We start from the raw sequence: 14,261 nt of genomic DNA, 5'->3' as shown, positions 1-14,261 counted from the left end.
CGCTCAACGCCCCGCCGCGGCACCCGCCGCCGCGTAACGAATCGCCGTGCCCGACGCGACCACCTCCACGCCCGCCACACCCTGCCGCCGGCCGCGCGCCGTCGCGATGCTCGCCGTGTCGAAACGCAGATTCGCGATCAAGTCCGCCTCCGGGCACTGCTCTTTCAACCGCAGCAACGCCTCGCGCCGCGCGCGATCGAGCAGCGTCTCATACGAGCGCACCGGCCCGCCGAAAATCTTCCGCCAGCCCGCCAGAAAACGTTTCAAGTAATCGATCGAAATCACGACCGACGCCGTGACCAGCCACGCGTCCGCCACCGGCCGACCGCCGTCCCACGACTTCAAATTCACCGCCGGCAACCGCGCCGTCGCCGCTTCGCGCGCGCGGATCGAAGCGTAGTGCCGCCGTTCCGACCACGCACCGAGCGCGCCGAAAATCACCAGCATCGCGAACGGGATTCCGTAAGCGATGACCAGCGCCACCCACTCCGGGAACGGGAAGGTCGGATTCGAATGCATCGCTCCGTTACTCGACCCGCACCGCCGTGCCGTAAGCGTAAAGTTCGGCGGCGCCTTGCGCGACCGACGACGTGGAAAAGCGAATGTTAACGACCGCGTTCGCGCCCAGCGCCTTCGCTTGCGCGACCATGCGGGCCGTCGCCTCCGTGCGCGATTCCTGCAACAACTCCGTGTAACCGCGCAGTTCGCCGCCCACGAGATTCTTGAGACTTGCGGCGATATCGCGGCCCACGTGCTTCGCGCGCACCGTGCTGCCCGCGACGAGCCCGTAATGCTCAACGATGGTGCGTCCGGGCACGGTTTCGAGATTGGTGAGAATGAGCGAGGGATCGATCGGCGTGGTCGTCATGGGGTTGAAGCGGAACGACATCACCTACCCGCGCCCCGCCCCGCCGCGCGAGCTCGAATTCGCTGCACCGACCGCGCGTTTCCTCTCGCCGCTCCCCTGCCAGACCCACGGGTGGGCCGTGCGCTCCGCGCGCGGCTCGGATTCAGCGCCGCTCGGCAACCCGCCGCGCGCGGAGTCGTCGCGTTTTTCCGTTCGTCAAGCGCGCGCCACCACGTCGGAATGGCCCCATGTTTTCCCACCTCGATGCGCAGAACCGCCCCGCGATGGTCGACGTCGGCGACAAGGCCGTCACCGCGCGCACCGCCCATGCCGTGGCGACCGTCACGCTCCCTGGCGAACTCGCCGCACTCCTCCGCGACGGCGAAATCGCCACGAAGAAGGGTCCCCTTTTTCACACCGCCATTCTCGCCGGCATCATGGGCGCGAAACGCACCAGTGACCTCATCCCGCTCTGCCACCCACTCCCGCTCGACGATTGCAAAATCGAAATCGACGCCGACGCCGCACGCGCCGACGTGACGATCCACTGCCGTGTGCGCACCCACGGCAAAACCGGCGTCGAGATGGAGGCGCTCACCGGCGCGACAGTCGCCGCGCTCACCCTCTACGACATGGCCAAGGCCGTCTCGCACGGCATCGTGATCAAAGACGTGCATCTGGTGGAAAAAACCGGCGGCAAGAGCGACTATCGCGCGTTATGACCCGCACGCTGCGCATCGAATATTTCGCCCTCCTGCGCGAGCAACGCGGCCTCGCCGCCGAATCGCTCGCGACCGCCGCCGCCACGCCCACCGCGCTCTACGAGGAGTTGCGCGCGCGCCACGGCTTCACGCTGCCTGCCGCCGCCGTCCGCGCCGCGGTGAACGGCGAATTCGTCCCCGCCGCGGCTCCGCTGCACGAAGGCGACTTGATCGTCTTTATTCCTCCCGTCGCCGGCGGTTGAGCGCCTCGCTCGTCCCCGCCGCCGGCTGCTCACGGTTCGCGCGCCCCTCTCTGACCTTCCGCTCCATGTTTCGCCTTTCCTCCGCTCCGCTCGATCCGGCCGCGCTCGCGCGCTCACTCGATGATCCCCGCGCCGGCGCGCTGGCCACCTTCGAAGGCCGCGTGCGCAACCACAACGAAGGCCAGCCCGTCCTCGCGCTCGATTACGAAGCCTACGCCGCCCTCGCCGAGAAAGAAGGCACGCGCATCCTCGAGGAGGCTCGCGCGAAATTCGCCATTCTCCACGCGGTCTGCGTTCACCGCATCGGCGCGCTCGCCATCGGCGACCTGGCCGTCTGGATCGGCGCCGCCGCCGCCCATCGCGACGCCGCCTTCGCCGCCTGCCGCTATATCATCGACGAAACCAAAGCCCGCGTGCCCGTGTGGAAAAAAGAACACTACGCCACCGGCGCCTCCGCCTGGATCAACTGCGCCACGCGCCCTCCCGCCGACGGCGCCTCCACTACGCCCTCCGCGCCGCCCGCTCCGCCGGCGCCGTGAAATCTGCGTAAACATTTCGCCGCCACCGGGGTCTCCGCTTCGCGCGGCGCGTTTCTCATCGCGCCAACGCGTCCCTCGTCCACCCTTTCCTCATGCCGCTTCTGGCCGTCACTGCGCTCGAACGCCTGCACAAAATCCCGCCGCAATTCTGGCTCAAAGCCGCGATGGCGGTCGCGGTCGTCGTCGCTGCGGTTTTCGTGCTCCGCAAGCTCGCCCGCCTCAACAAAGTCGTCCTCGGCGTCGGTGTCTTCGTGGTGCTCGTCATCATCGGCTTTAGCTGGATCTACAATCGCAATGAGCCCCGCTTCCTCACGCCGCTCATGAATAAGATCGCCCCGTTTTTCCCCTCGAAAAACACGTTCGCGAAGAAGCAGGCCACCCCCGCGGACAACCCGTAGCGCGGCACATTTCCCTCTCGCCGCCCCTACACCCTGTCCCCCGCGCCGCGCCGGCCCACTCAACGACGCGACCAAATATCCACGCGCCCCCATAAAATCGAAGTGGTGTTCCCTCCGGCCACCTCTACGGTGACGGAAGTTATGGCCAAAACGCACTCCGACATCGGACTCATCGGCCTCGCCGTGATGGGTCAGAATCTCGCTCTCAACATCGCCGATCACGGCTTTCAAATCTCCGTCTATAATCGCACGACGGAAAAGATGGAGGCGTTTGTCGCCGCCAACCCCGACACCCCCGGCGGCGTCGTCGGCACGAAGACCCTGGAGGAGTTCGTGGCCTCCCTCGCGAAGCCCCGCAAGATGGTCATTCTCGTCCAGGCCGGCAAAGCCACCGATGCCGTGATCGACGGCCTCGTCCCCCTGCTCGAGCAAGGCGACATCGTCATCGACGGCGGCAACGCCCTTTGGACCGACACCATTCGCCGCGAAAAAGCGCTCCGCGAAAAAGGCCTGCGTTTCATCGGCTCCGGCGTCTCCGGCGGCGAAGAAGGCGCCCGTTTCGGCCCGTCCCTCATGCCCGGCGGCGAAGCCGGCGCGTGGAAAGAATTGAAGCCGATCTGGCGCGCCATTGCCGCCAAGGTCGACCCCAAGACCGGCAAACCCCTCACCGGCGCGGCCCCCGGCAAGCCGGTCAAAGGCGGCGTCCCTTGCACGACCTATATCGGCGAAAACGGCGCCGGGCACTATGTCAAAATGGTGCACAACGGCATCGAGTATGGCGACATGCAGATGATCTGTGAGGCCTACGCGCTGATGTCGGGCCTCCTCGGTCTCAAGGCCGACGAGATGGGCGACATCTTCACGCAGTGGAACGCCGGCGCCCTCGACAGTTTCCTCGTCGAAATCACCGCCGACATCCTCAAGCAAAAGGATCCCGTCACCAAACGGAAACCGTTCGTCGATGTCGTCCTCGACACCGCCGGACAGAAAGGCACCGGCAAATGGACGTCGACCAACGCGCTCGACATGGGCGTGCCCGCCCCGACGATCGCCGAAGCCGTTTTCGCCCGCTGCATCTCCGCCATCAAGGAAGAGCGCGTCGCCGCCTCGAAGATTCTCAAAGGCCCCGCCAAGAAATATCGCGGCTCCAAAAAGGCGCTCGTGCAGGCCATCCACGACGCCCTCTACTGCTCGAAAATCTGCTCCTACGCCCAGGGCTTCCAGCTCATGCGCGAGGCGCAAAAAGAATATAAGTGGAAACTCAATTTCGGTGAGATCGCGCAAATCTGGCGCGGTGGCTGTATCATTCGCGCCGCCTTCCTGCAGAAGATCACCGAAGCCTACGCGCGCAACCCGCACCTCGCGAACCTGCTGCTCGATCCGTATTTCAACAAGACCGTGAAGGCCGCGCAGGAAAACTGGCGCAAAGTCGTCTCGCTCGCCGCCGAATGCGGCGTGCCCGCCCCGACGTTCAGCTCCGCGCTCTCCTACTACGACAGCTACCGCTCGGCGCGCTTGCCGGCCAACCTGTTGCAGGCGCAACGCGACTACTTCGGCGCCCACACCTACGAACGCGTCGATCAACCGCGCGGCAAGTTCTTCCACGTCGACTGGCCCGAAAAGAATCGCCCGCAGCTCGACGCGTAAACCGCGTGCCGTTGCGCCGCACCGCGCGACCTATACTGCCCACCGGAATTTCCCGCCGGTGGGCTTTTTTCGGCACCGGCCGCCGGGACGAAATAATTCGGATCGTCCTTGTCGATGCAGGTTGCACCCGGATTGGTCGCGATAGGTCCGTCCGCGAGCCGGCTGAATAGAGTGCGTGCTCGCGCGACCGAAGCAGATTGGCGCCGTCGGATACGCCGTGCCCGCTGCCGCCAGAGACCGCCGTAGCTGCCGGCCGGCCGATACTTGGAATCGATGCTGCGTCGCGATTGGCGCGTCGTGGCTCACAGATCGTTTCTATTTCGCGCGTTGCCGTTTTTATTTTCCTACGGGATTTCATCTTGTCCGAACGCAGGAGCCTGAGTCCGGACGCACCTCTACGCGTCAGCGTTCGCATTCTCTCCGTCGTGCGTCTCAGTCCCATCGCAGACGTTGCCCGCTTCTGAACACATGGCTTTAGGCTGCGCAAGGGCACCAAATTTTATTGACCAGCCCCCACGCCGCGGGTGCAAAAGTGGCCATGCCCGTCGTCGCTTTCCGCCTCCCTTGCCGAGTCGGCTTCGGCCTCGCCCTCCTCGCCCCGATCATGGGATTTGCGCAGGCCGTTTATCAATCCAGCCCTCTGGATTTTGCCCTCCGCGGCGCCGTGTCCATAGATGGCACCTCCATGGGCGCCTTCACCGAAAACTCCACCGATTCCAGTGACGGCACGCGTCCGGTCTATCTGGCGTACCAAACCTTCACGGAAAATTTCGCCGTCATCAATTCGTTCACCCTGCCCGCGGACTACACACCGTCCGCGCTCGCCAGCGTCACCACCTATACCTCCGCGGACGGCACCACGGGTGGCCTGCAGCCCTATCCGATCTTCACCCTGGGAATGCCGGGGCTTTCCGAGTCCGGCGCGCTGACGCTGACTCCCTTCACGAGTGCCGGCCTCCCTGTTTCCATGACGCTCACGCCGGTCACCGGCGGCTTGAAATATACGGGCACGATCGGCACTTCCGACGGACCTTCGCTCAACATCAGCGGCGCTTTTTCGTTCGGTGCCGGCACCAATGGCCAAGATGCGAACTCGTTTTCATTCGCCTATCGGAGCGGGACGACGGTCATCACGGGGAAAGGTTCGTATCTCGCCACGGCGGCGGCCACGCCGCAAACGATCGATTTTCCCGCGATTTCCGATGGCTTTGATTTTGTCTCCGGCGGCTCGAACACCATCGAACTGGCCGCCACCGCCTCCTCCGGTCTCCCCGTGGTTTATCACGTCGTGTCCGGACCGGCCACGGTTTCCGGAAACACACTCACGGTCACCGGCGGTGGCGCTATCGTGATTGCCGCCGACCAATTCGGTCACCTCAACGACGGCTCGTCGCCCGAATATGCTTGGGCGCCGGAGGTCACCCGTTCCTTCACCGCGATTCCGGAACCGGCGGCGGCCGGAATCGTCGCCGGGCTGGCCGCTCTCGTCCTGACATTGGTGGCGGTCCGCCGGCGGCGCCGTTCGCACTCCATCACTTCCTAACCGTTCGTTTGCGGCTTCCGCGCAACGGCTCGAAGGCGCGGCCCGAAACTCGCGCGAGGCATTCACCACCCACACAGCGTCCGCACGGTCCCGGCGGGCGCACGAGCATCGCCCGCTTGCACCGCGCCTTGCTCCTCCCTTCAGGCAGCGGAAGTTTCACTCTTCATCTGTCTCCGGCGCCGCCTTTTCGATCTCCTGCCACTCGGCGTCGGCGAGCTTTAGGCCCGCCGCGGCCACGTTTTCTTCCAGATGCGCGACCGAAGACGTGCCCGGAATCGGCAGAATAACTGGCGAGCGATGCAGCAACCACGCCAGCGCGAGCTGGCCGACAGTCGCCCCATGCCGCTGCGCCGCACGATCGAGCGGCCCGCCCGCTTTCGCCAGCTCGCCCGCCGCCATCGGAAACCACGGGATGAAACCCAACCGCTCCCGTTCGCAATACTCCAGCACGGCCTCACTCTTTCGATTTCCGAGATTATAGTGATTCTGCACGCTCACGATCGGCAGGATCCGCCGCGCCGCTTCGATTTCCTTCACCGTCACCTCCGACAGCCCCACATGCCGGATTTTGCCCGCGTCCTGCATCTTCTTCAACACGCCCAGCGTCTCCTCCGCCGGCACCTTGGGATCGATGCGGTGCAATTGATACAGTTCAATACAGTCCACGCGCAGGCGGCGCAGGCTCATTTCCACGCACTGTTGAATATATTCCGGCCGACCGACGGGCGCCCAGCGTTCCGGCCCCTGCCGTGTCAACCCGCCCTTCGTCGCGATCAGCACGCCCGCGGGATACGGATGCAGCGCCTCCGCAATCAACCGTTCGCTCACTTCCGGCCCATACGAGTCCGCCGTATCGATGAAGTTGACGCCCAGCTCGACCACCCGCTGCAACAATCGCCGCATCGCCGCCGGGTCCTTCGGCTCGCCCCAGATGCCGCGCCCGGTGATGCGCATCGCACCGAAACCGAGTCGGTGGACCTCCCAGCCCGGCGCCAGTTGAAATTCGCCGCTGCGCGCGGCATCGACTGAGGAAAGTGACGTGGAAGATTTCATGCCGCAGCTAACCGCGGCTCCGACGAAGCGCAACGCCCCGCGCGCCTTCGTCCCCAGTCAGCTCCTCCCGCCGCCTACCCTCCCCCACCTCCGTCACGCGTAACGAAGGGTTGCCTCCACCGGTTGCCTATACGGCGGCGGCGCCTCGGGCGATCCCCGATGCTGCCTTCAGGAATCTTTCAGCTTTTGGCCTCGGCCGCGATGAAGCAGGCTCGTTTTCCTACAGGTTTCCCGGATAGCCGCAGCAAGTTCTTACGCTTGATCGCGCCCCCGGAGGACCATCCTCCCGCTCCGCTTTCCCTGTGCTCCAGTCGCTCAACACTCTTCGCTCCGATTCTGTGCGTAATCGGCTGCGCTGGCTCGTCGCTGGCATCACTGCGACGGCGCTCCTCCTCGTCGGCGTGCTCACCGCGCAAGCCTATTTCAATCAACGCACCGCCGCTGGCCGCCATCTCGTCGGCACCGCCCGTGCGTTGTCGTCACTGGTCGACCGGCAACTTGGTGAGACGGAGGCGTTGCTTAAAGGCCTCGCCATTTCCGGCACCTTGCAACGCGGCGACTTCGCCGCCTTCGACACCCAGGCCCGAAGCCTCGCGCCCGACCGGGACCGCTGGATCGTCGTCACCGACGCCGCAGGCCACGAATGGGTCAACACCCGGCTGCCGCGCGGCCAGCCCCTTCCCAATCTCACGCCGACGCCCGAGATCTGGGCCGCCTTGCGCCAGAAGAAGACGTATTTTTCCGACGTCCGCTGGAGCACGACTGCCAAGAGTTTTTGCGTCAATGTGAGCGTGCCCGTTTTGCGCGACGGCGAACTCCTCTACGGTCTTCATTATGTGATCCAGCCCAGTGCGTTTGCGCGCGCGATCGCCGTCGAGCGTTTCCTGCCCGGAGCCATCGTGACGGTCGTGGATCGCACGGGCACGATCACCGCGCGGAATCGCGGCGCGGAGAAATTCGCCGGCAAGAAGGCCACGCCCGACATCGTCGAGGCCACCACCACCACGCCTGAAGGCATCATGCACAGCCGCACGCTGGAGGGAATCGATGTCGTTGCCGCCTACAGCCGCTCGCCCGTCTGCGGTTGGAGTGTGGCGATTGGCGCTCCCGAGGTGGATATCCTCGCGTCGGCCCGCCGCGTCTTGTGGTTGGGCGGCGCGTTGTCCGGGCTGTTGGTCCTCGTCGCGCTCATCCTCACGCGTCAGCTCGGCCGCAAAGTCTCCACCAGCATTGCCGGGCTGGTGGCCGAAACGGAAGCCCTGGGCCAGGGCCTGCCTCCTCCGCCACGGCCGCCCGGCCTGCAGGAGATCGATTTCGTCGCCACGGCGATGCAGTCCACGGCGGCGCGGCTGCGCGAACGGGAACAAGAAACCGTCCGCCTCACGCATCTGTTGCAGGACGAACTCGCCAAGCAAAAAGAGTCCGAGTTGGTGAGCCGGCGCCTCGCCGCCATCGTCACCTCGTCGGAGGACGCGATCATCAGCAAGACCCTCGAGAGCCGCATCCTGACGTGGAACCGCGGTGCCGAACGCATCTTCGGTTACACCGAGGAGGAGATGATCGGCCAAAGCATCACGGTCCTGCTGCCGCGGGACCGCCTCCGCGAAGAGGACCACCTCATCGCTCAAATCCGCCGCGGCCAACGCATCAGTTCCTTCGAAACCGTCCGTCAGCGCAAAGACGGTTCTCTCGTCGATATCTCGCTTTCCATTTCCCCGTTGCGCGATGCCAACGGCCAGATTGTGGGCGCTTCCAAGATCGCCCGCGACATCACCGACCGCCGCCACGCCGAAGCGCGGCAACGCGCCGTTTACGAACTCGTTTCACACGTCAATCGCGCCGACGCGCTGAACGAAATCTACCCCGTAGCGCTCCGCGCGATCTACGAATGCCAGCGTTCGGATCGCGCCGCCATCCTCCTGCTCGACGATCAGAAGGTCATGCGATTTGTCGCGACGAGCGGCCTCTCGGCCGCCTATTGCGAAGCCGTGGAAGGCCATTCCCCGTGGGCTCATCACACGACCGATGCGCATCCGATCTACATCGATAACATCGACCTCGCCGATCAGCTGCCCGCGCCTCTCAAACAGGCGTTGCGCACGGAAGGCATCCACGCCCTCGCCTTCATTCCCCTTACTCTGGAGAAGAGGCTGCTGGGCAAGTTCATGGTGTATTACAACGCGCCGCACGTCTTCTCCGCCGCGGAATTGCAACCCGTTGAAACCATCGCCACGCAAGTGGCCTTTGCCGTGGAACGCCACCGCAGCGCCGAGGCCATGGAACAACTCGTCGCCGAACGCACCGCCTCGCTGCAGGAAGCCGTCACGCAGATGCAGGAGTTTTCCTACAGCGTGTCGCACGATCTGCGCGCCCCCGTCCGCGCGATGCGCGGCTATGCCGAGGTCGTGCTCGAAGATTACGGCGAACGCCTCGGCCCCGACGGCCGGATGCTGCTGAGCCGCATCGTGCGCAGCGGCGCCCGCATGGACCGGCTCATTCAAGACCTGCTCACGTATAGCCGTCTGAACCGCCGCGACCTCGCCCTTGAGCCGGTTTCCTTGGAGAAACTGGTCCACGAGGTCGTGCAGCAATATCCCGACATGCGCCCCGAGCGCGCCGAAATCGCCGTCGAAGGTCCGCTGCCCGAAGTGATCGGCCACGAACCGTCGCTCAGCCAGGTTGTGTCGAATCTCTTGAGCAACGCCGTCAAATTCGTCCCACCCGAATCGCGTCCGCGCATCCGCGTGGCCTTCGAGCGCACCGCTCCCGATCGCGGCCGGCTCTGGTTCGAAGACAACGGCATCGGCATCAAACCCGAACATCAGTCGCGCCTCTTCGGCCTGTTCGAACGGGTGCACCCCGAACACGCCTACGAGGGCACCGGCATCGGTCTCGCCATCGTGCGCAAAGCCGTCGAGCGCATGAACGGCTCCGTGGGCGTGCACTCCGACGGCGTCTCCGGCAGCCGGTTCTGGATCGAGCTGTCCCTCGCCTCCCGCTCATGAGCGCCGGCCTCCTCAACCCGTTGGCGCCCTTGCTGCTGGTCGAAGACAACGAAGACGACGTCTTCTTCATGCAACGCGCGCTCCGCCTCGCCGGGAATACCCGGCCTGTGCGGATCGCCGGCGACGGCCAGGCGGCGCTCGATTACCTCGCCGGTTGCGCCGCGCAAGCGAAGGAGCACGTCGCGCCCGCCGCGGTGTTTCTCGATCTCAAACTGCCCTACATCTACGGCCTCGATGTCTTGGCGGCCATTCGTGCCCATCCCGCTTGGCACGACCTCGCGGTCTTTATTCTCACCTCCTCCGCGGAAAACAGCGATCGCGCCCGCGCCGAGACTCTCGGCATCCGCCGCTACCTCGTGAAGCCACCGACGCCGGAAACCCTCCGCCCCGTCCTGGCTGAACTCACGCCCACCGCTCTCGCAGCCAACGCGCCCCAGCCCGCTTCATCGGAGCGCTGAACGCAATCGGTTGCCCGCGGCGCCGGCGCCCCTCTGCGCGCCCCGGCGCGGCCAGCTTTCTTTGACGCGAGCTGGGACGCCCCACGCTGCGGACCGCGCGCGAGCGCCGCACGCGCCGCCAAACCTGTTAAAACTCGCGCCTGATGCGCGTGCGCGCCCCAGCCGTGCGCAGCGACGCACGCCGGGAAAAACCCGCCGCGCAGGCACCTTGGACGCTCCAAGCGGACAATGAAGGGGAAGACTCCCGCATGTTGCTCAAATCGTGGCCTATCCGCTATCTGATCACCCGTGCCGCGCGCGCCTACGGATTTTTGGATCCGATTGCGCTGCTGGCGCAACTGCGCGGCTTTGCGCAACCCTCCGAGGTCGCCGAGCCGATCGAGCTCCTGCGCGCCGGGATGCTCTTCCACGCGCGCGGCCTCGTTAACACCAAGGCCATTCAGAACAACCTCGACTGGGTGTGGCCTTATTGGGTCGACCGCCAGTTCAACCCCGCCGACGAATCCTTCATCCCGCGCGCGTTTTCGTTCAGCCACATCAACCTCACGCATCGCAACTGGACCGCCGTCGGCGTCCCCGATGTGCCGTATTATCCCATCGTCGATCCCCGCGGCCTCGTCACGCCGCTCTTCGATGGCTGGTCCCTCGACTTCTGGTTCGTCCCGCGCGCCGGCCCGCCGCTGTTCCCCTCGCAACTCGCCACGTTCGAGCAAACCCTCGCGCTCACCGATGCGCTGCGCGTGCAGTCCCGCGCCACTCGCGATGGCGTCACGATCGTCACCGAGACCACGCTCTGCCTCGATCAGCACGAACCGCACTGCTGCGTGTCCGCGCGCGTCGAAGGCGCCGACGACGGCGACCTCGTGGTCGCCCTCCGCCCCTACAATCCCGAAGGCGTCAGCTTCCTCGAAGAAATCGCCGTCGCCGACGAAGACCGCGGCTGGCTCGTCAACGCCCGCCATCCCATCGAGTTCGACTGCCGCCCCGCGCGCCATGTGTTGTCGCATTATCAAGCCGGCGACGTCTCGCACCGCCTCGGCGACACCGCCTCGCCGCGCCACGTGCGCGACAGCATCGGCATGGCCACCGCCGCCGCGTTCTTCCCCCTCGAAACCCTCGGCGACGAAGCGCTGGTCGTGCGCGCGCCGATCTACAACGAGCTCGAACCCAAGAAACGCCCCGTCTTCGCCCAAACCGAATCGTGGACCGATGCCCTCGCCCCGCTCGCGAAACTCGAGGTCCCCGATCCGCTCATCCAACGCCTCTTCGATGCCGCCGCGGCCAACCTCGTGCTCCACGCGCCGGGCGAGGTCTATCCCGGCCCTTACACTTACAAACGCTTCTGGTTTCGCGACGCCGCCTTTCTGCTCAACGCCCTCCTCACGCTCGGCGGCGTCGAGCGCACCCGGCGCGCGCTCGGCGAATTTGCGCCGCGCCAGCGCCGCGACGGCTACTTTCTTTCGCAGGAAGGCGAATGGGATTCCAACGGCGAAGCCATCTGGAGTTACGCCCGCTTCGCCGCGCTCACCGGCGAGCCGCTCCCCTCCGCGTGGCTCGACGCGGTGGCCAAAGGCGCGCGCTGGATCACCAAGAAACGCCTCCCGCGCGACTCCGGCCGCCCCGAAGCCGGCCTGCTCCCCGCCGGCTTCAGCGCCGAGCATCTCGGCCCCAACGATTTTTATTATTGGGACGACTTCTGGAGCGTCGCCGGGCTGCGCTGCGCCGCGCAACTCTGGCGCGAACGCAACCCGCGCCACGCCGACGCATGGAGCGCCGAAGCCGATGAGTTTCTCGCCACGATCGAGCGCTCTTTCCCCAGCGGCCCGCAACGCCGTTTCCCCGGCGCGATTCCCGCCTCGCCGAAACGCCGCATGGATTCCGGCGCGGTCGGCAACCTCGTCGCCGACTACCCGCTGCAGCTCTTTTCCCCCGGCGATCCGCGCCTCCTGAAAACCGCCGATTACCTGCGCGACCACAGCACGTTCAACGGCGGCTTCTTTCAGAACATGATCCATTCCGGGATCAACGCCTACCTCACGCTGCATCTCGCGCAGGTGCGTTTGCGGGCGGGCGAACTCGACGCCGCGTGGGCGCTGATCGATTGCGTGGCGCAGCTCACCTCGCCCACCGGCCAGTGGCCCGAAGCCATTCATCCGCGCACCGGCGGCGGCTGCATGGGCGATGGCCAGCACATCTGGGCCGCGGCCGACTGGCTCATGATGATCCGCAACTGCTTCGTGCGCGAAGAGCCGGACCGCCTCGTCCTCGGCGCCGGCCTCCGCCGCGCCTGGCTGCAACCCGGCGCCCCCGTCTCGCTCGGCCGCACGCTCACGCCCTTCGGCCGCGTCGGCGTGCGCCTGACCGCGACCACGGCAGGCGTGACCCTCGCGCTCGACGCCCTGTGGCGCGGCGCCGCGCCGATCATCGAGGTCCGCGTGCCCGGCTGCGTGCCGCGCGTCATCGCCGCTGGCACGCGCGAGACGACGTTCCTCCTCCCCTTTTCTCCATGAACATTTGCATGATGACCAACACCTACCTGCCGCATGTCGGCGGGGTGGCCCGCTCCGTGAGCACCTTCACCGAGGAATATCGGCGGCGGCGGCACCGCGTGCTCGTCGTCGCCCCCGAATTCGAAGGCCCGCCGCTCCCCGCGCGCCAGGAATCCGTCGTCGAACGCGTGCCCGCCATCCAGAATTTCAACGGCAGCGATTTCTCCGTGCGCCTGCCGCTCGCCGCCGGCCTCTCCGACCGCCTCACCGCATTCAACGCCCACATCATTCACGCCCACCATCCGTTTCTCCTCGGCGATACCGCGCTCCGCATCGCCGCCGATAAAAACGCGCCGGTCATCTTCACGCATCACACGCGTTACGAAGATTACACCCACTACGTGCCCTTCGATTCGCCCGCGTTGAAGGAATTCGCGATCTCCCTCTCCACCGAATTTGCCAACCTCTGCGACGGCGTCATCGCCCCCAGCGAAAGCATCGAGCAACTCATCCGCAGCCGCGGCGTCACCACGCCGATCAAAGTCGTGCCGACCGGCATCGACCTCGCGTCGTTCGCCCGCGGCGACGGCGCCCGCGCCCGGCGCAAGTTCAAGATTCCGCCTGCGGCCTTTGTCATCGGCCACGTCGGCCGCCTCGCGCCGGAGAAGAATCTGCCCTTCCTCACCGCAGCCATCGCGCAATTTTTGCGGAGCGCTCCCGAAGCCGTTTTTCTCCTCGTCGGCGGCGGGCCTTCGGAAGCCGATGTGCGCGCCGTCTGCGAGAAAGCCGGCGTCGGCGACCGCCTCATCCTCGCCGGCAAACAAACCGGCCGCCCGCTGCACGACGCCTATCGCGCCATGGATGTCTTCGCGTTCGCCTCTTTCAGCGAGACGCAGGGCATGGTGCTCGCCGAAGCGATGGCCGCCGGCCTCCCCGTGGTGGCGCTCGATGCCAACGGCGTGCGCGAAGTCGTGCAACATGAGCGCAACGGCTTCCTCCTCGCCGCCGACGCCACCGTCCACGATTTCGCGCGCCACCTCGCCCGCCTCCGCGAACAAAAGCGGGAATGCGCGGGGTTCGCCGCCACCGCCAGCGAGACCGCGAAACAATTTTCCCGCGAACACTGCGCCGAGCTCGCGTTGGATTTCTATCGCGAAGTCCGCCGGGCCACCCGCCGCGAACGCCTCGTCAACGAGCAGAGCCCGTGGAGTTCCTTCCTCAATCGCCTCCAGGTCGAATGGAACCTCCTCGCCTCGACCGCCACCGCCGTGATCGATGCCATGCGCAGCGACGGCGAAGCGGCCGCCTCCTGATCGGC

The 14,261-nt window shown here is 66.0% G+C and carries 13 protein-coding genes; 10 read left to right on the top strand and 3 right to left on the bottom strand.

The window, feature by feature from the left end:
- Positions 1–3: 3 nt before the first annotated feature.
- Positions 4–519 (bottom strand): YbjQ family protein, encoded by a 516-nt coding sequence (locus tag K0B96_RS00340; RefSeq protein ID WP_220162523.1) that lies wholly within the window; start codon positions 517–519, stop codon positions 4–6.
- Between the two features lie 7 nt (positions 520–526).
- Positions 527–868, bottom strand: coding sequence for a YbjQ family protein (locus K0B96_RS00335; protein ID WP_220162521.1), 342 nt, complete (start codon positions 866–868; stop codon positions 527–529).
- Between the two features lie 227 nt (positions 869–1,095).
- On the opposite strand from K0B96_RS00335, the gene moaC reads away from it, so the two are divergent.
- The 6 genes from moaC to K0B96_RS00305 all read left to right on the top strand — a co-directional run bounded on the left by moaC (position 1,096) and on the right by K0B96_RS00305 (position 5,938).
- Positions 1,096–1,569 (top strand): cyclic pyranopterin monophosphate synthase MoaC, encoded by a 474-nt coding sequence (gene moaC, locus K0B96_RS00330; RefSeq protein WP_220162519.1) that lies wholly within the window; start codon positions 1,096–1,098, stop codon positions 1,567–1,569.
- Positions 1,566–1,811, top strand: coding sequence for a MoaD/ThiS family protein (locus K0B96_RS00325; protein ID WP_220162517.1), 246 nt, complete (start codon positions 1,566–1,568; stop codon positions 1,809–1,811). Before moaC ends, K0B96_RS00325 begins: the two co-directional genes overlap by 4 nt.
- A gap of 65 nt (positions 1,812–1,876) precedes the next feature.
- Entirely contained in the window at positions 1,877–2,350 is a 474-nt protein-coding gene (locus K0B96_RS00320) for a molybdenum cofactor biosynthesis protein MoaE (protein WP_220162515.1), read from the top strand.
- 92 nt (positions 2,351–2,442) lie between these two features.
- Positions 2,443–2,748: a hypothetical protein gene (locus K0B96_RS00315; RefSeq protein ID WP_220162513.1), complete on the top strand. Its 306-nt coding sequence runs from the start codon at positions 2,443–2,445 to the stop codon at positions 2,746–2,748.
- Positions 2,749–2,889: 141 nt separating this feature from the next.
- Positions 2,890–4,395 (top strand): NADP-dependent phosphogluconate dehydrogenase, encoded by a 1,506-nt coding sequence (gene gndA, locus K0B96_RS00310; RefSeq protein ID WP_220162510.1) that lies wholly within the window; start codon positions 2,890–2,892, stop codon positions 4,393–4,395.
- Positions 4,396–4,933: 538 nt separating this feature from the next.
- Positions 4,934–5,938, top strand: coding sequence for a hypothetical protein (locus K0B96_RS00305; RefSeq protein WP_220162508.1), 1,005 nt, complete (start codon positions 4,934–4,936; stop codon positions 5,936–5,938).
- A 156-nt stretch (positions 5,939–6,094) separates the two neighbouring features.
- Here K0B96_RS00305 and K0B96_RS00300 read toward each other — a convergent pair whose 3' ends face one another.
- Positions 6,095–6,991, bottom strand: a complete 897-nt coding sequence (locus K0B96_RS00300) for an aldo/keto reductase (RefSeq protein ID WP_220162506.1) — start codon at positions 6,989–6,991, stop codon at positions 6,095–6,097.
- 338 nt (positions 6,992–7,329) lie between these two features.
- On the opposite strand from K0B96_RS00300, the gene K0B96_RS00295 reads away from it, so the two are divergent.
- The 4 genes from K0B96_RS00295 (at position 7,330) to K0B96_RS00280 (ending at position 14,256) form a co-directional block, all read left to right on the top strand.
- Positions 7,330–9,996, top strand: a complete 2,667-nt coding sequence (locus tag K0B96_RS00295) for a sensor histidine kinase (protein WP_220162504.1) — start codon at positions 7,330–7,332, stop codon at positions 9,994–9,996.
- Complete coding sequence (locus tag K0B96_RS00290; protein WP_220162501.1) at positions 9,993–10,454, top strand: response regulator; 462 nt, start codon at positions 9,993–9,995, stop codon at positions 10,452–10,454. The genes K0B96_RS00295 and K0B96_RS00290 overlap by 4 nt, the downstream gene beginning before the upstream one ends.
- A 248-nt stretch (positions 10,455–10,702) precedes the next feature.
- Positions 10,703–12,964 carry a glycoside hydrolase family 15 protein gene (locus K0B96_RS00285; RefSeq protein ID WP_220162477.1) on the top strand — a complete coding sequence of 754 codons (2,262 nt, stop codon included), beginning with the start codon at positions 10,703–10,705 and terminating at the stop codon, positions 12,962–12,964.
- Positions 12,961–14,256, top strand: coding sequence for a glycosyltransferase (locus K0B96_RS00280; protein WP_255558765.1), 1,296 nt, complete (start codon positions 12,961–12,963; stop codon positions 14,254–14,256). The genes K0B96_RS00285 and K0B96_RS00280 overlap by 4 nt, the downstream gene beginning before the upstream one ends.
- The last annotated feature ends 5 nt before the right edge of the window (positions 14,257–14,261 follow it).

This window comes from Horticoccus luteus (assembly GCF_019464535.1).
Lineage (GTDB): Bacteria > Verrucomicrobiota > Verrucomicrobiia > Opitutales > Opitutaceae > Horticoccus > Horticoccus luteus.
This window is presented reverse-complemented; position numbering and strand designations above follow the sequence as displayed.

Excerpts from the sequence above, each read along its gene's own strand:
- K0B96_RS00280 (WP_255558765.1), top strand. The coding sequence starts at position 12,961 with ATGAACATTTGCATGATGACCAACACCTACCTGCCGCATGTCGGCGGG.
- K0B96_RS00320 (WP_220162515.1), top strand. The coding sequence starts at position 1,877 with ATGTTTCGCCTTTCCTCCGCTCCGCTCGATCCGGCCGCGCTCGCGCGC.
- K0B96_RS00300 (WP_220162506.1), bottom strand. The coding sequence starts at position 6,991 with ATGAAATCTTCCACGTCACTTTCCTCAGTCGATGCCGCGCGCAGCGGC.
- K0B96_RS00340 (WP_220162523.1), bottom strand. The coding sequence starts at position 519 with ATGCATTCGAATCCGACCTTCCCGTTCCCGGAGTGGGTGGCGCTGGTC.
- K0B96_RS00335 (WP_220162521.1), bottom strand. The coding sequence starts at position 868 with ATGACGACCACGCCGATCGATCCCTCGCTCATTCTCACCAATCTCGAA.
- K0B96_RS00290 (WP_220162501.1), top strand. The coding sequence starts at position 9,993 with ATGAGCGCCGGCCTCCTCAACCCGTTGGCGCCCTTGCTGCTGGTCGAA.
- K0B96_RS00315 (WP_220162513.1), top strand. The coding sequence starts at position 2,443 with ATGCCGCTTCTGGCCGTCACTGCGCTCGAACGCCTGCACAAAATCCCG.
- moaC (WP_220162519.1), top strand. The coding sequence starts at position 1,096 with ATGTTTTCCCACCTCGATGCGCAGAACCGCCCCGCGATGGTCGACGTC.
- K0B96_RS00325 (WP_220162517.1), top strand. The coding sequence starts at position 1,566 with ATGACCCGCACGCTGCGCATCGAATATTTCGCCCTCCTGCGCGAGCAA.
- K0B96_RS00305 (WP_220162508.1), top strand. The coding sequence starts at position 4,934 with ATGCCCGTCGTCGCTTTCCGCCTCCCTTGCCGAGTCGGCTTCGGCCTC.
- K0B96_RS00285 (WP_220162477.1), top strand. The coding sequence starts at position 10,703 with ATGTTGCTCAAATCGTGGCCTATCCGCTATCTGATCACCCGTGCCGCG.
- gndA (WP_220162510.1), top strand. The coding sequence starts at position 2,890 with ATGGCCAAAACGCACTCCGACATCGGACTCATCGGCCTCGCCGTGATG.